The organism is Micromonospora echinaurantiaca (assembly GCF_900090235.1).
GTDB classification, from domain to species: Bacteria; Actinomycetota; Actinomycetes; order Mycobacteriales; family Micromonosporaceae; genus Micromonospora; species Micromonospora echinaurantiaca.
The window spans coordinates 3,491,160-3,509,742 of record NZ_LT607750.1; the positions used below are offsets into that span (position 1 = coordinate 3,491,160).

Below are 18,583 nucleotides of genomic sequence, written 5' to 3' on the forward strand. Positions count from 1 at the left end.
CCGGCACTCCGCTTCGCTCCGTGCCGCCATGAGGCACCTTCGCGCTGAACCCGATGATTCGCTCGCTCCGCTCGCTCATGCCGTCAGCCCCGGGATCTCCACCCGGCGGCCCTCCCGCGCGGACAGCAGGCCCAGCTCGGCGAGCTGCACGCCGCGCGCGCCGGACCACAGGTCCCAGCTGTACGGGGCGTCCTCGGCGACGTGCCGCAGGAACATCTCCCACTGCGTCTTGAAGCCGTTGTCGTACACCTCGTTGTCTGGCACCTCCTGCCACTGCGACCGGAAGTCGTCGGTGGACGGCAGGTCCGGGTTCCACACCGGCTTCGGGGTGCTGGCCCGGTGCTGCACCCGGCAGCGGCGCAGCCCGGCCACGGCGCTGCCCTCGGTGCCGTCGACCTGGAACTCGACCAGCTCGTCCCGGTCGACCCGGACCGCCCAGGACGAGTTGATCTGCGCGACGACGCCGCCGTCGAGTTCGAAGATGGCGTACGCGGCGTCGTCGGCGGTGGCGTCGTAGGGCTGGCCGTCCTCGTCCCAGCGGCGCGGGATGTGGGTGGTGACGTGCGCGGTGACCGCCCGCACCGGCCCGAAGACCTGCTCCAGCACGTAGTGCCAGTGCGGGAACATGTCGACCACGATGCCGCCGCCGTCGGCCGCCCGGTAGTTCCAGCTCGGGCGCTGCGCGGCCTGCCAGTCGCCCTCGAAGACCCAGTAGCCGAACTCGCCGCGCACCGACAGGATCCGGCCGAAGAACCCGCCGCGCACCAGCCGGTCGAGCTTGCGCAGGCCGGGCAGGAAGAGCTTGTCCTGCACGACGCCGTGCCGCACCCCGGCCGCGTCGGCGGCCCGGGCCAGCTCGACGGCGCCGTGCAGGGTGGTGGCCAGCGGCTTCTCGGTGTAGATGTGCTTGCCGGCCTCGATGGCCAGGCCGATGGCCTTCTCCCGCTCGCTGGTCACCTGGGCGTCGAAGTAGATAGCGGTGTCCGGGCGGGCGAGCGCCGCGGCGAGGTCGGTGGTCCAGTCGGTCAGCCCGTGCCGGTCCGCGACGTCGCGCAGCTTGGCCTCGTTGCGGCCGACCAGCACGAGTTCCGGCCAGAGCCGCCCGCCGCCGCGCAGCGGGACGCCGCCCTGCTCGCGGATCGCCAGCAGGGACCGAACCAGGTGCTGGCGGTAGCCCATCCGCCCGGTCACGCCGTTCATGACGATCCCTATCGGGATACGTGCCGTCATCGCCTCGCCCTCCAGGTAAGCGGGGTTCTCGCGCACCCGGCCGGGTGCCGCAGCTCGGGGTGCCCCGGCGGGGTACGGCGGCCGCGTCGCCGCCGCACCCCGCCGGTGCGGGTCAGGCCGGCGTGCCGGTCACCGTGAGGTGGCGCAGCCGGCCGACGTTGTCGAAGGAGCCGAAGCCGACCCGGCCGAAGCCGAACGTGGTGTCCTTCGCGGTCATCAGCGGGTCCTTGTGCCCGTCGACGTAGACCGCGATCTCCCCGGTGGCCGGCAGGTGCTTCACCCGCACCTTGTGCCAGTCGGCGTCGGTGATCGCCGGGTTGGCGCCGCGGGACCGCCCGTTCCACTGGTGGTCGATGCGTTCCCGGTCGGCGTTGTCGACCTTGAAGATGCCGTTGTGCGGGTAGATCGTGTGGTCGGTGGAGAGGTGGGCGTAGTAGAACTCGGTGTCCGACCGCCAGCCGAAGACGATGATGACGTCCCGGTTGGTGATCTCCACCGGCGTGTCCAGCCGTACCCGGGCCTCGACCTCGACCGACGACCAGGCCGGCCCGGCGGTCAGCACCGCGTACTCGAACGGCCGGCGCGGGCCGGGCCGGCTCTCCCCGGCCTCGGCGAGGATCACCTCGTCCTTGGTGAACTGCCACTTCGACGGGGTCACCGGCGCCCAGTTGTGCGCGCCGGCGGTCCGGCGCAGCCGGGTGTCGCCGACGTCGCCGGCGGCGAAGACCCGGGTGCCGGTAACCTTCCAGACCTTGCCGTTGGCCTTGGCCAGGATGTAGAGCTCGCCGGCGGCGTCGGTGCCGAAGCGCAGGTCGACCCGGTTGGGGTCGCCGGGCGCGCCGGGGCCGGAGAGGTCCTGCATCCGCACCGGGTTGCCGGCGGCGTCGAAGAGCGCGAGGCGGTGGATCGGGGCCAGGCCGGCACCCCGGCGCATCTTGTTCGCCTCGGTGTAGAGCACCCGGCCGTCGACCAGGTCGCCGAAGACGTACTTGCCGCGCAGCGCGGGCAGTTCCCTGCCCCGGTAGACGAACCCGCCGGCCACCGCGACCCCCACGTCCGAGGCGCAGTTCCAGCCGGGTGCCGGGTCGTGGTCGTACGCGGCGACCGGATAGGTGTAGCCGTGGTCGGCGTCGTCGGCAGGCAACGGCAGCAGCTTGTCGCAGGGGTTGGTCGCGGTCTTGTCGAAGACGTACGCGCCCTCCCGCTCGCTCCAGCCGAAGTTGTCACCGGCGCGCACCTCGTAGATCGCCTCGACGGCGTGCTCGCCGATGTGGCCCAGGTACATCCGGCCGGTGGCCCGGTCCCAGCTGAACCGGTGCGGGTCGCGGAAGCCGACCGCGTAGATCTCGCCGAGCGCGCCGGCCCGGCCGACGAACGGGTTGCTGGCCGGGATGCCGTACTGACCGTTGGCGGAGTCGCTGCCGCGCGGGTCGATGCGCAGCAGCTTGCCGTGCGGCATGGCCAGGTTCTGCGGGTCGGTGTTGCGCACCCCGAGGCCGCCGTCGCCGACGGCCAGGTACAGCAGCCCGTAGTCGCTGTCGTGGCGCTTCGCCGTGGGGTTGAAGTTGATCTCCTGGACGCCGTGGATCTGGCCGCCGAACCCGATCCGCAGGATCTCCCGGCGGCTGCCGGCGAAGGTGTCGGCGGCCGGGTCGGTCGCCGTCCACTCGGTGATCACCCCGTGGAACAGCGTGGTGGACTGGGCGTAGTCCGGGACCTCGGTGGTGGCCGACGCCTGTTCGGTGTGGATGGTGTAGAACCGGCCGTTGCTGCCGAACTCCGGGTGGAAGGCGACGTAGCCGAAGCCCTGGCCGAGCCCGCGGCCGGAGAAGAACTGCGGTGCGAAGGTCGCGGCCACGTCCAGGTAGACGTGCGGCACGCCGTCCTCGACCAGGTAGAGCTTGCCGTTGAGGTCGGGTACGGCCCGCCGGCCGGATCGGTCGGGCAACTCCATGATGGTGTTGATCCGGGCGGTGCGCATGAGCCGCTGGTCGGTCGGCGCGGGGGTGGGGAACGACTGCGGGAAGCTGGCGTACTCGGTGAGCACCAGGCCGAGCCGGGACTGGGTGGGCATCTCGGTGACCGGATCGTCGATCGGGTCGGCGGCCCGGGCGGGCGCGGCGACCAGGGTGGACAGGGCCAGGGCGGCGGCCGTGAGCCCGGCTGCCAGCGCGGATCTGCGGATGTTGCCGATACTGTGCACGCGGGTCTCCTTCTCGGTGGGGTCGTGCCGAGGGTGGTCAGCGGGCCAGGTAGCGGTACTGCTTCTCGACGTCACGGGCGGAGGCCGCGGTGTCGAGGAACATCAGGGCGTCCATGCGGCAGTCGCACGGGTTGCGTTCCAGGTTGTCCTGCGGAAAGCTCCCGCCGATCTTGATGCCTCGCGGGTCGGAGGCGGTGGTGACGTGCGGGCCGGGTCCGGCCACCAGCCACGGGTCGTCGGTGCGGGTGTAGAAGCCGTCCAGCGGCCGGCCGTTGCGGTAGAGCGCCATCGTTCCGGTGGTGAAGTCGAAGGTGGCGGCCAGGTGCACCCACTCCCCCTTCGGCAGCAGGCTGCGCCAGTCGGCGCTGGCGGCGAAGGTCTGCGAGTTGCCGCCGTCCAGCCGCCGGCCGAGGGCGACCAGGCGCAGTTCGCCGTTGACGTCGATGAGTTCGAGCAGCGCCCGGACGCCGTGGCCGTCGGAGTCCCCGGTCAGCACGCCGGCCAGACCGATGGCGTTGAACCGGTCGTCCGGGTTCGGGGTGGTGGTGTTGGGCAGCGGGGCGTCCATCTCCAGCTTGAACCAGCCCATCACGGTGGTGCCGGCGACGGCGCTGAACGGGCGCAGGGTGCGTACGCCGCTGGCCGAGAAGATGCCGGCCTTCCAGTCGTCGTTGCCGGCCTGGGCCGGGTCGACCTGCCGGGTCTGCAGCGCCCTGCCGCTGCCGGGGTAGGCGCGGTCCGGTACGCGCATGGCGGCGCCCCCGTTGACGAGTTCGATCTCGGTGCCGGAGCGGCCCTGGTCGCGCTCAAGCGCGACGTCGCCGGGCACCGGGTGGTCGAAGTCGTAGTAGGCGACCAGGTGCTCGCGCAGGGTGGGGTGGACGTCGCGGGGACGGTTCCGGTCCGCCTGGGCCGGCGCTGTTCCGGCGCCGGCCAGCACACCGGCCGCCAGCAGGGCGGCGGTGACGGCGGCGGCGCGTCTGGCTCTGGTCATCGCGTACACCTCTCCTCGTGTCCGCGTGGCGCGTAACCGCTTTCGTAAGCGCTTACGCGTCGCGCCCGGATCATCTCGTCGTGCCGTTCGTCGCGGGGTCGCCTCGGAAGTCGCGGGGTCGTTCGCGGGTCGGGGTCAGCGCTTCGGCGTGACCGCCGGCTCGGCGGGCCGCCCGCCGAGATACAGCTCGCCGAGCTGGGGGTCGGCGAGCAGTTGCGTCGCCGGCCCGGAGATGTGCACCCGCCCGAGGTCGAGTACGCAGCCCAGGTCGGCGGTCTCCAACGCCCGCCGGGCGTTCTGCTCCACCAGCAGCACCGCGGTGCCGGCGTCGCGCATCCGCACCACCTGCTCGAACACGGTGCTGGTCGCCTTCGGGTCCAGCCCCATCGAGGGCTCGTCCAACAGCACCACCTTCGGGTCGACCATCAGCGAGCGGGCGAACTCCACCTGCTTCTGCTGGCCGCCGGAGAGCAGCCCGGCCAGCGCGTTCCAGCGCTGCGCGACCACCGGGAACAACTCCCGGACGAACTCGGCCCGCTCGGCGATCAGCGCCTTGTTCCGCAGCGTGTAACCGCCCAGCAGCACGTTCTCCGCCACGGTCATCTCGCGGAAGACGCTGTGCCCCTGCAGCACGTGGGCCACCCCGGAGGCGAGCATCCGCTGCGGGCCCTGGCCGGTCACGTCCACCCCGCCCACCAGGATCCGCCCGGAGCGCGGCTTGAGCAGGCCGCTGGCCACCTTCAGCACGGTGGACTTGCCGGCCCCGTTCGGGCCGACCAGGCAGACGATCGTGCCGGCCGGCACCGAGACGGTGAGGCCGCGCAGCACCGGCGCCGCGCGCCCGTAGCCGGCGTGCACGTCGACGAGTTCGATTTCAGACGCCAAGGTAAGCCCCCAGGACGCGTTCGTCGGAGCGGATCAGCGACGGCGGACCCTCGGCGATCGGACGCCCGCGGTCGAACACCACGATGTGGTCGCTGACGCTCATCACCAGGTCCATGTTGTGTTCGACGATGACGAAGGTCCGCCCCTCGGCGTTCAGCTCGCGCACCAGGGAGCCGATCCGGTCCAGCAGCGCCGGGTTGACCCCGCCGGCCGGCTCGTCGAGCAGCACGGTCTCCGGGTCGCTCATCAGCACCCCGGCGAGTTCCAGCAGCTTCTGCTGCCCCCAGGACATGGTGCGCGCCTCGGCGTCGGCGAGGTGCTCGATGCCCAGCCGGGTCAGCCATCCCCGGGCCCGGTCCACCTCCGCCCGGGTGTGCGCGCCGCGCAGCAGCCCGGCCAGCCCGCCCGGGCGGACCGCCGCGAGCACGTTGTCCAGGGCCGACATCCGGGGGAACACCCGGCACAGCTGGAAGGTGCGGCCGATGCCGGCGCGGGCGATGGCGTGCGGCGCCCGACGGGTGATCTCCTGCCCCCGGTACGTCGTCCGCCCGCCGTCGGGCCGGATCATCCCGGTGACGCAGTTGAAGAACGTCGTCTTGCCCGACCCGTTCGGCCCGATCAGCGCGTTGACCTGGCCGTGCCGGAATGTCACGGTGGCGCCGTCGAGGGCCACCACGCCGCCGAACGCCTTGGTCAGCCCCTCGGTCGCCAGACCGGCCAGCCCGCTCATGCCGCCACTCCGCTTCGCTCCGTGCCGCCCGGGGGCAGTGCCGCGCTGAGCCTGATGACTCGCTCGCTCATGGCCGCTCCTTCGTCGGTTGCGCGCCGCCGGGGGCCGCGGCGGCGTCGACCGGTTCCCGCGCCCCCGCCGTACGCTCGTCGCGCAGTTGCGCGGCGGTGACCTCGCGGATGGAGCTCTGCGCGTTCCCGGACAACCGGTTGGCCAGCGCGCCGATCGCCGGCAGCACGCCGTCGGGCATGAACAGCACCACGAGCGCGAGCAGCAGGCCGGTCGCGACCAGGTGCAGCGGGGTGTTGCCGAACTCGACCTTGAAGTACTCCAGCGCGATGCCGACCACCAGGGCGCCCACCAGCGGGCCGAACAGGTGCCGGACGCCGCCGAGCAGCGCCATCAGCACCAGGTAGGAGCCGGTCAGGATGGAGAACTGGAAGACCGGGTCGAGGTCGCCGAACCAGAGCGCGTAGAGCCCGCCGGCCAGCGCGGTGAAGCCGGCCGAGACGACGAACACCACGAGCTTGTACGCGAAGGTCGGTGTGCCCAGCGCCTCGGCCTTGTCCTCGTCCTCGCGGATCGCCTTGAGCCCGAGGCCGAACCGCGAGCGGTCGATCAGCCACCAGGCCAGCAGCGCGAGCCCGAGCAACCCGGCGAAGAGGAAGTAGAACACCCGGTGGTGCTCCGGGCGCAGCAGCCCGGGGAACGGACGCGGCACCACCAGGCCCCGCGAGCCGCCGGTGAGCGAGGCCCAGCTCTGGAAGACCAGCAGCAGGATCAGCACCAGTGCGATCGAGACGATGACGAACGACGCGCCGCGCACCCGCAGCGCCGCGTACCCGATCGGCACGGCGAGGGCGGCCACCAGCAGCGCGGCGACGGCCAGCGCCACGAAGCTGGGCAGCCCGGCCCTGGTGACCAGCAGCGCGGTGGCGTAGCCGCCGAGGCCGGCCAGCGCGCCGTGGCCGAGGGAGATGTAGCCGGTGAACCCGCCGACGAAGTTCCACGACGTGGCGAGCACCGCGTAGTTCAGCACCACCACGCCCGCCGACAGGATGTACGGGTTGGGCGCCAGTGACGGGAAGGACAGCACCGCGGCGGCGAGGGCCAGCAGCGCGACCGCGCGGAGGACGGGCCCGATCCGCCCGCGTCGTACCACCGTGGTCGCCGGGTTGGCCGCTGCGGTGCCGCCGCCCGTCGCCGGCTCGGCCTCGGCGCCGCCGCGCGGCACGGCGCCGGCCGGGGTGGTGGCCGGGTCCGGCCGGGCGACGCTGGCCGGGGTGACGGCCGGGTCCGGGCCGGTGGGGGCCGGGGTGACGGTGGGGTCAGAAGCGCTGGGCAAGGCGACCTCCGAAGAATCCCTGTGGCCGGAACGCCAGCGTGGCGAACAGGGCGAGGTAGAAGATCGTCTGCGCCCAGGTGGTGCCGAGCGGGATCTGCAGCAGGCTCTGTGCCATCCCGAGCACCATGGCGGCCATCGCGGCGCCCGGCACGCTGCCGAGGCCGCCGACCACGATGATGGCCATCAGCGGGCCGATCCAGTGCCAGTGCAGCGACGGGTAGATGGTGGTGTCCAGCGCGAGGGCGGTGCCGCCGACCGCGGCGGTGGCCAGGCCGATGCCGAAGCCGTACCCGGCCACCTTCTCGGTCTCGATGCCGACCAGCCGGGCGGCGTCGCGGTGCTGGATGGTGGCGCGCAACGCCCAGCCGAACGTGGTCTTCTTCATCAGCAGGTAGAGGGTCGCCAGCGCGACGGCGGCGAGGCCGAACGCGATCAGCTTCACCACCGCGATCCGGGCGCCGAAGAGGCCGAAGCTGGCCGAGCCGTAGCCGAGCTGGATGCGCCGCTGGGTGCCGGTGAAGGCGTAGCCGAGCAGCCCCTCGATGGTGACCGCGATGGCGAACGTCAGCAGCACCGACATCATGGTCAGCGTGGCCGCGCGTAGCCGGGCCAGCAGCAGCCGTTGCAGCAGCACGCCGGCGCCGAAGAAGAGCGGCACGGTGACCACCATCGACAGCAGCGGGTCGACCCCCAGCCGGGTGTGCGACCACCAGGCCAGGTACGCGGCCAGGATGAGGAACGCCGAGTGGGCGATCATCACCACCCGCATGATGCCGAAGTAGAGGGTCAGGCCGGCTGCCAGGAGGGCGTAGAGCCCACCCAGCAGCAGACCCAGGATGACGCTCTGGAAGAGCAGCGCACCGGAGGGCATCGCCGCCTACCAGGCCGGCTTCGGGTAGACGAGGTCGGCCTCCTTGGCCTCGGCCGGGAGCACGATCTGGATCTCGCCGCCGACCCACTGCTGGATCATGTGGGCGCCCTTCGGCTTGCCGGTCTCGTCCCAGGACAGCGGGCCGACCACCGTCTCGACGGTGTTGCCGCGGACCCACTCGACCAGCTTCTTCTGGCACTCGCCCTGCTCGGCGCAGCCCACCGCGGTCACCGCCGCCGCGACGACCTGGCCGGTCGTGTACGCGTTGGCCTCGTCCTCCTCGGGCGCGGTGCCGAACTGCGCGGTGTACTTCTCGACGAACTCCTTGTTACTGGGGTAGGGCGCCTTCTGCGTGTAGCCGGTCGGCGAGAGGATGCCCTCGGTCTTGTTGCCGATGGCCGCGGCGAACTCCGGGTTGGTCGGGGCGGTGGAGAAGGCCGCCAGCTTCGGCTGGTACTTCAGCTGCTGGAGGGCGACGATCAGGTTCACGCCGTCCTGGTACTGGGAGCCGCCCACCACGATGTCGGCCCGGGAGGCCGCGATCTTCGCGGCGATGCTGCCGAAGTCGGTGGTGTTCGGCGGGTAGACCTCGTCGACGACGGTCCGGATGCCGGCCGCCGCCAGCTTCTCCTTGAGCCCGTACGCCGTGCCCTGCGCGAACGGGTCGTCCATGGCCGCGTACGCCGCGGTCTTCGGCCGCTGGTCGGCCGGCAGCGCCAGCAGGTACTCGGCCAGGTGGTTGTAGTGATCGTTGGCCACCGCCGGGGCGGCGTAGAACAGGTTCTTGAAGCCCTGCTCGAAGACCTCCTTGGCGGCGCCGGCCGGCTCGACGAAGAGCATGCCGTACTCCTCGGCCACCCGGGCCGCGGGCACCACCAGGCGGGTGGAGAACGGCCCCACCACGAGGTCGACCTGGTCGGAGCCGATGAGCTGCTCGTAGTCGGCGACCACCCGGTCGGCGTTGGACTGGTCGTCGAGGATCTTCAACTCGACCTTGCGGCCGAGCAGACCCCCCTTGTCGTTCGTGATCTTCGCCCAGGCCTCGTACCCGCGCTGCACGCCCTTGCCCGGCTCGGAGAAGTCTCCGGTGAGCGGGAGGGAGATGCCGACCACGATCGGATCGTCGCTTCCGGCGGAATCCCCGCCGCCGTCACCACCGCAGGCCGCCAGCGCCAGCGTCATCGTCGCGCCGATCGCCGCCATCCATCGGATTCGTCTGTATCGGTTCGTCATCCCGCAACGCTCCTTTGCCGGGGACGGAAGCGCTTACGAAAGCGCTTTCGTAGCCTAGGCTGTGTTCTGCACCACTGGCAATACCGTCGATGCATCGATGTTTCCGGGGAGTTGCGGATGCCCAAGCCTGGCCCGAGGCTGCGCCTCGTCGACGTCGCCGAGCGCGCCGGCGTCTCGCTGGCCACCGCGTCCCGCGCCCTCTCCGGGCGGGAGGGGGTGAGCGAGGAGGTCGCCCGCCACGTCCGCCAGGTCTCCCGCGAGCTGGGTTACGTCGCCAACCCGTACGCCCGCACCCTCGCCGGCGGCGCCAGCTCCACTGTGGGCCTGGTGGTGCACCAGGTCGACGACCCGTACTTCTCGGAGATCGCCGGCGGAGTCATCCAGGTCGCCGCCGAGGAGGGCCTGCTCGTGCAGATCTGCCACTCCGGCCGCGACCCCGACAACGAGCTGCAACAGCTGCGGCACCTGATCGCCCAGCGGGTCGGCATCATCCTGATCGCCGGCTCCGGCTACAACGATCCCGGCATCGAGGCGGCGGCTCGCGCCGAGCTGTCGGAGTTCCAGCGCGGCGGGGGTCGGGTCGCCGTCATCGGCCGGCACGCCCTCGGCGTGGACGCCGTGCTGCCGGAGAACGAGGCGGGCGGCCGGGCGCTCGCCGAGCACCTGCTGGAACTCGGCCACCGGCGGATCGCGGTGGCCGCCGGCACCGCGGCGCTGACCACCGTCGCCGACCGGCTCGCCGGCGTCTCCGCCGCGCTCGGCCGGCACGGCCTCGCCCTCGCCGACCTGCCCGTGGTGCACTGCGACTTCACCCGCGACGGTGGCCGGGCGGCCGCCGAGCAGATCCTGCGCGAGCATCCGGAGACCACCGCGATCATCGCGCTCAACGACGCCATGGCGATCGGCGTGCTGTCCACGCTGCGCGCGCACCGGGTGCCGGTGCCCGAGCGGATGTCGGTGGTCGGCTTCGACGACGTCTCGGTGGCCGCCGACCTCGCGCCCAGCCTCACCACCATCCGGCTGCCGATGACCGACATGGGCCGGATGGCGCTGGGCCTGGCACTCAAGCCCCGCGCGGCCCGCCCCCGCCGCCGCCCCACCGGCCACTCCCTAATCGTCCGCGACTCCACCGCCCCCGCCCCCGCCCGCGGTTGATCATGAAGTTATCGACGCGACACGCCGAGGCAGCCGTCAACAACTTCATGATCGACGGGCCGGGTCGGGTGGGGTGGGTACGGGGGTCGGCCCCGTCCCTCGGTGGGGACGGGGCCGATCGGGGTGGGTGTGGTTCAGATGGCTGGGGCTGGGGTCTTCTGGTCCGGTTCGGCGGTGGCGGCCGCCTCGGCCTCGGCGATGATCCGCCGCTCCTCCTCCCGGTTGGCCAGGTACCGGCGGACCGAGTAGGCGAGGGCGGCCGCCCAGACGACGTAGATGACGGCGTAGACCGGGTAGCGGACGCTGTCCGGCGCGTCGATCCAGTCGCTGCGCAGCAGGGTGCGGGTGTTGGTCAGGATGATGATGCCGCCGACGGCTGAGCCGAGCACCCGCGGTGGGATGTGCCGCACCAACCAGGCGGCGATCGGCGCGGCGATGATCCCGCCGGCCAGCAGGGCCACCACCCAGGCGAAGTTCACGCCCTCGGAACCGATGCCGACGATGAAGCCGATGCTCGCCGCGACGGCGACCAGGAACTCGCTGGTGTCGATCGAGCCGATCGTCTTGCGCGGCTCCAGCCGGCCACTGGCCAGGATGGCCGGCGTGCCGACCGGCCCCCAACCCCCACCGCCGGTGGAGTCGACGAACCCGGCCACCACACCGAGCGGGGAGAGGAACCGCTTGCGCAGCGGCTTGCCGAGGTTGCCCTTGGGCAGACCGACGGCGGTGAACCGGATCAGGATGTAGAGGCCGAGCGCCAGCAGGATGAGCGACATCAGCGGCGCGGCGGTCTCGGTCGACAGGCTCGACAGGAACGTGGCGCCCGCGAACGCGCCGATGGCCCCCGGAATGCCGATCTTCCAGACCACCTTCCAGTCGACGTTGCCGAACCGCCAGTGCGCGGCGCCGGAGACCAGGGTGGTGCCGATCTCGGCCAGGTGCACGGTGGCCGAGGCGGCGGCCGGGTTGGTGCCGATGGCCAGCAGCAGCGTCGTCGAGGTGACCCCGTACGCCATGCCGAGACTGCCGTCGACGAGCTGGGCGCCGAGGCCGACGAGCGCGAGCAGGATGAGTTTTCGCATGTCAACCACCAGTCCGGTGTGAGGGTTGGTCAGGTTCGTCGGTCGATCGGTCGTCGTCGGTCCGTCGGGCGGCGCTGCCCGGTCGGCGGATCCACGCGGGGTGGGCCGCGCTCGGCTTCCCGATATTTCCCACTGGTTAGGTGGAGAATAGGAGTGGGAGTCGGCCGGGACAAGCCCCCGTCCCAGGTACTGGTCGCCGAACCGGTCGCGGGCGTGGCCTTCCGCCGTACCGGTCCCCTAGCCTCGATCCGTGACCGTCCATGAGCTGTCCCGCGCCGACGCGCGTCGCATCGCCGTACGGGCGCAGTTGCTGGACGGTTCCCGGCCAACCGATCTGCTCGCCGTGGTGCGGCACCTGACCCTGCTCCAGATCGACCCGACCGCCGCCGTCGCGCCGAGCGCCGACCTGGTGGCGTTCAGCCGGCTCGGGCGGTCGTACGAGCCGGCCCGGTTGGCGGCGGCGCTGGCCGACCGGGTCCTGCTGGAACTCCGCGCGATGATCCGGCCGAGCGAGGACCTGGCGCTCTACCGCGCCGACATGGCCGACTGGCCCGGTCGCGGAGAGTTGCGCGCCTGGCAGAAGGACACCCGCGACTGGGTACGCGCCAACGACGCGTGCCGGCGTGACATCCTCGAGCGGCTCGCCGCCCAGGGGCCGCTGACGTCCCGGGAGATCCCCGACACCTGCCAGGTGCCGTGGACGTCCACCGGGTGGACCAACCACCGTAACGTCATCCAACTGCTGGAGCTCATGGTGCGGCGTGGCGAGGTGGCGACCGCCGGGCGCCGGGGCCGGGAGCGGCTGTGGGACCTGGCCACCCGGGTCTACCCGGCCGACCCGGTGGTCCCGGCGGACGAGGCGCGCCGCGTCCGCGACCGACGACGGCTGCGCGCGCTCGGCATCGCCCGCGCCCAGGGGCCGGAGTGCCCGGTCGAGCCGATGGACGTGGGGGTGGCCGGGGAGCCGGCCGTGGTCGAGGGCGTCGCCGGTCTGTGGCGGGTGGATCCGGCGTACCTGGGGCAGCAGTTCGCGGGGCGCGTGGCACTGCTGTCCCCCTTCGACCGGCTGATCCACGACCGCAGGCGCACCGTCGAACTCTTCGGCTACGACTACCAACTGGAGATGTACAAGCCGGTGGCCAAGCGCCGTTGGGGCTACTACGCGCTGCCGATCCTGTCCGGCGACCGGCTGGTCGGCAAGCTCGACGCCACCGCCGACCGCCCGGCCGGCGTGCTCCGGGTCGACGCGATCCACGAGGACGAGCCCTTCGACCCGGCCACCGCCGCCGCGGTGCGCGCCGAGATCAGGGAGCTGGCCGACTGGCTGCACCTGGACCTCGCGCTCCCCGGAGGCCGACCCACGCGACGGTCGTCCGGGTAGCCGGGGGCAGCAACCGCGAACGGATCCCGGTACCAAGCTGCGGCGAAGCTGTGTGCCGATCGTGATCGCTCGGGACCCGGCTGGTGACGTCGTGCTGGAAGCATCGGAGTCGTGCGCAGGCTGACTCTTCCCGGGATCCTGGTCCTGCTGCTCGGGCTGCTGGCCGGCTGCACCCCGCCGGACCAGCCGATCGTCGCCCTGTCCGTCCAGGATGGTCGGCCAGTGGGCGTCCTGGTCACCTGCGACGGCGCCTTCTCCCAGCTCAGCGTCCACGAGGACGACGCCTACGAGGGCACCGGCACGTCGACCCGCTGGCACATCAGCGGCAGGCCGGCGCAAGAGGTGGTGGAGGTTCCGCTACTCGGTCCGCCACCGCAGGGTTGGGACCTCCATGGCAGCGGCGAGACCCCCGCCGCAGGCGGTGGCGGCACGGAGAAGACCCGACCGCTCACCGAACTGCGGCCCGGCGCCAGCTACGGCCTCGGCGGGCGGAGCAGCGGTAACGCCATCACCGTGACGTTCACCATCGCGGACTTCGACCGGATCGGACCGGACCAGGTGCTGGCGCCGAAGGACTACCGGACGACGAGAGTCATGACGCGGAACGACTTCGTGCGCGCGGCCCGGAAGAGCTGCGACTGAGCCCGCCGCAGGGGATGTCGACACGTCGAGCCGTCCCGTCGCCGCCGGTCGACCGGCGGCGACGAATCCGGGCCCTGGTCGTGCCGGGTGTGCTGCTGCTGGTGGCGGCGCTCGCCGGGGACGCGTACGTCCGCCCGAGCGACCCGGCCGAGCAGACCGCGCCCGGGGTGCGGACGTTCTGTGCCGGGTCGGGCCCCTGCGCCGAGCTCGGCGGCCTGACCGGACACCGGCGGGACGAGCCGGCGGCGTCCCGGCCGGGCGCGCCGTTCGCCGCGCTGCAACTCAACCTCTGCAACAGCGGTTTCGCGTCGTGCTACGCCCAGGTCAACAACGGCCGGGCGGTGGCCGAGGCGTACGCGGCGATCACCGAGCTGCGTCCGCAGGTGGTGACCCTCAACGAGGTCTGCCGGGACGACGTGGTGACCGGCCTCCACCCGGCGATGCTCCGCGCGTTCCCGGGTGACCCGGTGTTCTGGGCGTTCCAGCCGGCGGCCGACCGAATCGTCCGCTCGCGGCCCTACCGGTGCCGCAACGGCGAGCCGTACGGCATCGGGATCCTCGGCCGGGTCGACCCCGCGGCCCGGGGTGGCGTCTCGGTGTTCAACGGGCTCTACCCGCAGCAGGCCGACGGCCCGGACGAGTTGCGGGTCTGGCTCTGCGTGGCGGCGGCCGACCGCTACCACGCCTGCACCACCCACCTGACGTTCGCCTCCGCGGCGGTCGCGATCCGGCAGTGCCAGCACCTGCTGCGGGTCGAGATCCCCGCGATGCGGGCGGCCGTGGGATCGTCCACTCCGGTGCTCGTCGCCGGCGACCTGAACCTGGCCGCCGGCGGCTCGCCGGACGTCCGGGACTGCGTTCCCGCGGGCTACCACCACGTCGGCAACGGCAACGTGCAGCACGTCATCGCGACCAGCGACCTCAGCTTCGCCGACGCCCGCTCGCACCCGATGCGCCACACCGACCACAACGGCTGGTTCGTCAGCGCCGAACTCTGACCGCTCCCGGCCACCGGCGTTCCGCGCCCCGGCCCTGATCGGCGCGGTCCGACCCGTGCGTCAGCCCCGGGCCGGAGCGCGCGCCGCCAGGCCGCGTCCCGTCGCCGTCCAGCAAATCCCCCACAGCAGGAAGAACGGTGACCACAGCAGCAGGTCCCAGCGCGCCAGGTCGCGGGCCAGCGCGGCGTGCTCGACCGGCGGCGGGCGGACCCCGGCCAACAGCAGCCCGTCTCCGACGAACCCGAACCCCAGCACCCCGACCGACCGGGCGATCATGAATATCCCCAGCCCCCACGCGACCACCAGCAGCAGCCGACGCGGGACCGCCGCACCCCACGGGCGTACGGCGGCCAGCGCGACGACGACGCCGACCACGGCCGCACCGGCCAGCACCCAGTGGCTCGCCACGAACAGCGGATCCCGGGCCAACAACCGCTCGCGCAGCTCCGGGGGCAGCGGATCCTTGTCGGCCAGCGCGTTGGCTCCCAGCGCCTGCGCGAGCTTCATCGATCCGTACGCCGCCGCGCACACCGCCGCCCCGTACGCCCCGAGGACCGCCCGGTCAGCCCGCGACACGTCGCCTCGTCGCCGTCTCATAGGAGCGGATCGTCGCCAACAGCAGCCCGATGACGACGATCCCCAGCACACCGTGGTGCCACTGCCAGCCGACCCCGAGGCCGACGAACCCGTCCAGGATCATGATCAGGGCGCCGCCGCCGACGGCGAGCAGCATCCCGGCCAACGCCAGCAGCATCACGCCTCGCGGCAGCCAACGGCCCAGCGAGGTGACGGTGGCGAGGGCGAGGCTCGCCCCGAGCACGCCGGTCGCGGCGGCGGTCCACTGCGCCACGGCCGGGTCCAGGAAGTAGCCCTCGGCCTCGGCAGCCGAGACGGGCGGGCCGCCCGGGAACCCGAGCCGGGACTGCACGGCGAAGACGGCCTTGCCCAGGGCGTAACCGAGGAACAGCACCGCCATCGCGTACGCCGGCCAACGACGGGGATAAGCACGATCGACCATGATCGCGACGGTAACCACCACCCACCGGGCCTCGACTCCCGCCGAGCGGGGAGACCTCTCCCCCACGGGAGGGAGCACCACTCAAGGGTGTGGCACGAGCCGAGCCGGAACTGGACCACCGGCCAGGCTCTCGGCCCTGCGTCGGCTCGGAGGGCCGGAGGACGTCGGGGACGCCTTCCTTCCGTCGGCACCTCGGGTGTCGTGGCCTCAGCCGAATGGCCTTAGGTTTTTCACTACTAGGGGTAGGATGGGGGCATGGGACGAGCGAACCTGACCTCAGCGGTCGTCATCGCGGCGGCGGCGGAGCTGGCGGACCGCGAAGGTTTCGACGCGATCACCCTGTCGGCGCTGGCCCGCCGCTTCGGGGTGCAGACCGCGAGTCTCTACTCACATGTCCGCGATCGGTCCTCGCTGCTCGACGGCGTGCACGAGCTGGCACTCGGCGAGCTCGCCGACCGGGTCGCGATAGCCATCGGCGGCCGCTCAGGGCGAGACGCGCTCATCGCTCTCGCCGACGCACACCGTGACTACGCCCGCCGGTTCCCCGGCCGTTGGGCCGCTCTGCAACGCCCTGCCGCGTCATCGACCGTCGAATCGGAGGCGGCCGGCCACCTGGTCGCGCTGACGCTGGCGATGCTCCGCGGCTACCAGTTGCCCGAGACCGAGCTCGTGCACGCCACCCGGCTTCTCGGCGCCACCATCAACGGCTTCCTGGCGCTCGAGGCGAGCGGCAACCTCGCACACCGCGAGCCCGCCACCGAGCTCTCCTGGCGACGCGCGCTGGATGCGCTCGACACCGCCTTCCGCTCCTGGCCGACCGAAGGAAAGCCCTGATGCACGTCCTCCCCGAGCTCCTCCGCGGCGTCGCCGAGGTCGAGGTCACCCCGCGCGGCATCCGGCCGCACCGGCTACCCGCCTGGGTACGCGAGCAATTCCCGGACGGACAGCTGCTCTCGATGGAGAGCCAGCCCTCGGGCGTACGCATCGTGTTCCAGACGACGGCGAGCGCGATCGAACTGGTGACCCACCCGACCCGGATCGCCTACGCGGGCGCCGAGCGACCACGTGGGCGCATCGACGTCTACGCCGACGGCGAGCTCATCGTCCGCGACGTGCTGGACGGCGGCGATCGGGTCGAGGTTGACCTCACCAGTGGCCAGACCGCTCTCCACACCGGCGAGGCGCACACGACCACGGTCTCCGATCTGCCCGGGGGCCGTCACCGGATCGAGGTCTGGCTGCCGCACAACGAGACCATCGAGCTGGTCGAGCTGCAGGCCGACGCCCCGATCGAGCCGGACGACGTCAGGATGCCGCTGTGGGTGCATCACGGCAGCTCGATCAGTCAGGGCTCGAACGCGCTGGCGCCCAGCGAGATCTGGCCGGCCGTCGCCGCCCGTCACGCCGGTGTCGAGCTGCGCAATCTGGGCCTGGGCGGCAGCGCGGTGGTCGATCCGTTCCTGGCCCGCGTGATCCGCGACGCCCCGGCCGACTACATCAGCGTCAAGCTCGGCATCAACGTCGTCAACCTCGACGCGATGCGGCTACGTGCCTTCGTCCCCGCCGTCCACGGCTTCCTCGACACGATCCGCGACGGCCACCCGGAAGTCCCACTGCTCCTGATCTCGCCCCTGTTCTGCGGTGTCCACGAGGACACTCCCGGCCCGGGCGCGATCGACCCCGCCTCGATCGGCACCGACCAGGTACGGTTCGTCGCGACCGGAACACCCGGGGACGTCACCCTGGGACGCCTGACGCTCCAGGTCATCCGGCGCGAGCTGCGCTCGCTGACCGACCGCCGCGCGGCCGACAGGAACCTGCACTACCTCGACGGCACCTCCCTGTACGGCTCAGCCGACGCCACCGAACTTCCGTTGCCCGACGACTTGCATCCGAGCCCCGAGGCCCACCAGCGCATCGGCACCCGATTCGCCGCGTACGCCTTCACCGGGACCGGCCCGTTCGCCCGATGACCCAGCTGATCGCCGGCCGTCCAGTCGTAGTCGGTTGATCCGGCGTCTTCGCTGGTAGCTGTGGCCATGAATCCCAGGCACCCATTACGCAAGGTGAAGGGTGGGCGCGCCAGCGGCCTAGTTCTGTGGCGCCAGGGTGCGTAGGACGCAGAACTCGTTGCCTTCGGGGTCCGCCATGACCACCCAGTTTCGGTCCGAGCCTTGGCCGACATCCGTCTTGGTGGCACCGAGGCCGAGCAATCTGGTCACCTCGTCCTCGGTGCCGCCGTCGATCGGGCTGACGTCGAGGTGGAGCCGGTTCTTCACGGTCTTGCCCTCGGGCACCTTGATGAACAGCAGGGTGGGCGGCATCTGGCGGGCCCGAACATCCTCAATGGTCGGCACCCAGGAGCCGATCTCGACCTTGCCCTCACTCCGGTCGATCACCTTGAAGTCCAATACCTCGCACCAGAAGGCCGCGAGCCTCTCCGGATCGTGGCAATCAACGGCCAACTCGGTGAACCGACTTGTCATGACTCTCCCAGATAGTGCGGACGGGGCTCAGAGTATCGGCCGATGAGCCCCTGCTGTACTTAGCTGCCGCGCAAGATCGAGAGAGGCCGTCCGGACGCTTCCGAATGGCCCCTGAGCTGCGTCGGGACGGCCCGATCCGTACCGACGAATCCTTGGGCCCCAGACGCCAATGACGCCCGTGACGGTACCGACGACGAAGCTCCGGGTCGCCAACGTTGCGTCCCGGTGACGGATCTCGCGCGCGGACGGTCCGCGCTGGTCCGGCTACCGCCTTCAGACTGTGTAGAAAGCCCCCACCATTTCGCCGGCCACCATCGCGCTCGGCGCGTT

18 protein-coding genes are annotated in these 18,583 nt (G+C 71.9%); 6 read left to right on the plus strand and 12 right to left on the minus strand.

Features of this window, described 5'->3' with window-relative positions; genetic code table 11:
- Positions 1 to 75: 75 nt before the first annotated feature.
- The 8 genes from GA0070609_RS15780 to GA0070609_RS15815 form a co-directional block, all read right to left on the minus strand.
- Positions 76 to 1,230 carry a Gfo/Idh/MocA family protein gene (locus GA0070609_RS15780; protein WP_088997761.1) on the minus strand — a complete coding sequence of 385 codons (1,155 nt, stop codon included), beginning with the start codon at positions 1,228 to 1,230 and terminating at the stop codon, positions 76 to 78.
- A 112-nt stretch (positions 1,231 to 1,342) separates the two neighbouring features.
- The gene (locus GA0070609_RS15785) at positions 1,343 to 3,433 is read right to left on the minus strand and encodes a PQQ-dependent sugar dehydrogenase (protein WP_088994517.1); all 2,091 of its coding nucleotides are present in this window, start codon (positions 3,431 to 3,433) and stop codon (positions 1,343 to 1,345) included.
- Positions 3,434 to 3,470: 37 nt separating this feature from the next.
- Entirely contained in the window at positions 3,471 to 4,427 is a 957-nt protein-coding gene (locus tag GA0070609_RS15790; protein ID WP_088997762.1) for a LamG-like jellyroll fold domain-containing protein, read from the minus strand.
- A gap of 135 nt (positions 4,428 to 4,562) precedes the next feature.
- Complete coding sequence (locus GA0070609_RS15795; protein ID WP_088994518.1) at positions 4,563 to 5,312, minus strand: ABC transporter ATP-binding protein; 750 nt, start codon at positions 5,310 to 5,312, stop codon at positions 4,563 to 4,565.
- The gene (locus GA0070609_RS15800) at positions 5,302 to 6,042 is read right to left on the minus strand and encodes an ABC transporter ATP-binding protein (RefSeq protein WP_088994519.1); all 741 of its coding nucleotides are present in this window, start codon (positions 6,040 to 6,042) and stop codon (positions 5,302 to 5,304) included. The genes GA0070609_RS15795 and GA0070609_RS15800 overlap by 11 nt, the downstream gene beginning before the upstream one ends.
- A gap of 67 nt (positions 6,043 to 6,109) precedes the next feature.
- On the minus strand, positions 6,110 to 7,387 hold the full coding sequence (locus tag GA0070609_RS15805) for a branched-chain amino acid ABC transporter permease (protein WP_231928799.1): 1,278 nt from the start codon (positions 7,385 to 7,387) through the stop codon (positions 6,110 to 6,112).
- On the minus strand, positions 7,371 to 8,258 hold the full coding sequence (locus GA0070609_RS15810; RefSeq protein WP_088994520.1) for a branched-chain amino acid ABC transporter permease: 888 nt from the start codon (positions 8,256 to 8,258) through the stop codon (positions 7,371 to 7,373). The genes GA0070609_RS15805 and GA0070609_RS15810 overlap by 17 nt, the downstream gene beginning before the upstream one ends.
- 6 nt (positions 8,259 to 8,264) lie before the next feature.
- The gene (locus GA0070609_RS15815) at positions 8,265 to 9,491 is read right to left on the minus strand and encodes an amino acid ABC transporter substrate-binding protein (protein ID WP_231928801.1); all 1,227 of its coding nucleotides are present in this window, start codon (positions 9,489 to 9,491) and stop codon (positions 8,265 to 8,267) included.
- Positions 9,492 to 9,608: 117 nt separating this feature from the next.
- On the opposite strand from GA0070609_RS15815, the gene GA0070609_RS15820 reads away from it, so the two are divergent.
- On the plus strand, positions 9,609 to 10,646 hold the full coding sequence (locus GA0070609_RS15820) for a LacI family DNA-binding transcriptional regulator (protein WP_088994521.1): 1,038 nt from the start codon (positions 9,609 to 9,611) through the stop codon (positions 10,644 to 10,646).
- Between the two features lie 134 nt (positions 10,647 to 10,780).
- Here GA0070609_RS15820 and GA0070609_RS15825 read toward each other — a convergent pair whose 3' ends face one another.
- Entirely contained in the window at positions 10,781 to 11,728 is a 948-nt protein-coding gene (locus GA0070609_RS15825; protein ID WP_088994522.1) for a sulfite exporter TauE/SafE family protein, read from the minus strand.
- Positions 11,729 to 11,978: 250 nt separating this feature from the next.
- Between GA0070609_RS15825 and GA0070609_RS15830 the strand changes: the two genes are divergently transcribed.
- From GA0070609_RS15830 to GA0070609_RS15840, 3 genes are all read left to right on the plus strand, one after another.
- Positions 11,979 to 13,109: a DNA glycosylase AlkZ-like family protein gene (locus tag GA0070609_RS15830; RefSeq protein ID WP_088994523.1), complete on the plus strand. Its 1,131-nt coding sequence runs from the start codon at positions 11,979 to 11,981 to the stop codon at positions 13,107 to 13,109.
- A gap of 111 nt (positions 13,110 to 13,220) precedes the next feature.
- Positions 13,221 to 13,751 carry a hypothetical protein gene (locus GA0070609_RS15835; protein ID WP_088994524.1) on the plus strand — a complete coding sequence of 177 codons (531 nt, stop codon included), beginning with the start codon at positions 13,221 to 13,223 and terminating at the stop codon, positions 13,749 to 13,751.
- 14 nt (positions 13,752 to 13,765) lie between these two features.
- Positions 13,766 to 14,749, plus strand: coding sequence for an endonuclease/exonuclease/phosphatase family protein (locus tag GA0070609_RS15840; RefSeq protein WP_157748184.1), 984 nt, complete (start codon positions 13,766 to 13,768; stop codon positions 14,747 to 14,749).
- Between the two features lie 60 nt (positions 14,750 to 14,809).
- On the opposite strand, the gene GA0070609_RS15845 is transcribed toward GA0070609_RS15840, so the two are convergent.
- Together GA0070609_RS15845 and GA0070609_RS15850 are read right to left on the minus strand one after the other, a co-directional pair.
- The gene (locus GA0070609_RS15845; protein WP_088994526.1) at positions 14,810 to 15,325 is read right to left on the minus strand and encodes a DUF3995 domain-containing protein; all 516 of its coding nucleotides are present in this window, start codon (positions 15,323 to 15,325) and stop codon (positions 14,810 to 14,812) included.
- Positions 15,312 to 15,767: a hypothetical protein gene (locus GA0070609_RS15850; RefSeq protein WP_088997765.1), complete on the minus strand. Its 456-nt coding sequence runs from the start codon at positions 15,765 to 15,767 to the stop codon at positions 15,312 to 15,314. Before GA0070609_RS15850 ends, GA0070609_RS15845 begins: the two co-directional genes overlap by 14 nt.
- 255 nt (positions 15,768 to 16,022) lie before the next feature.
- On the opposite strand from GA0070609_RS15850, the gene GA0070609_RS15855 reads away from it, so the two are divergent.
- A complete protein-coding gene (locus GA0070609_RS15855) occupies positions 16,023 to 16,601 on the plus strand; it encodes a TetR/AcrR family transcriptional regulator (RefSeq protein WP_088994527.1) in 579 nt (192 codons plus the stop codon).
- Positions 16,601 to 17,740, plus strand: a complete 1,140-nt coding sequence (locus GA0070609_RS15860; RefSeq protein WP_088994528.1) for a GDSL-type esterase/lipase family protein — start codon at positions 16,601 to 16,603, stop codon at positions 17,738 to 17,740. The genes GA0070609_RS15855 and GA0070609_RS15860 overlap by 1 nt, the downstream gene beginning before the upstream one ends.
- 117 nt (positions 17,741 to 17,857) lie before the next feature.
- On the opposite strand, the gene GA0070609_RS15865 is transcribed toward GA0070609_RS15860, so the two are convergent.
- Positions 17,858 to 18,253 (minus strand): VOC family protein, encoded by a 396-nt coding sequence (locus GA0070609_RS15865; protein WP_088994529.1) that lies wholly within the window; start codon positions 18,251 to 18,253, stop codon positions 17,858 to 17,860.
- Positions 18,254 to 18,583 lie beyond the last annotated feature (330 nt).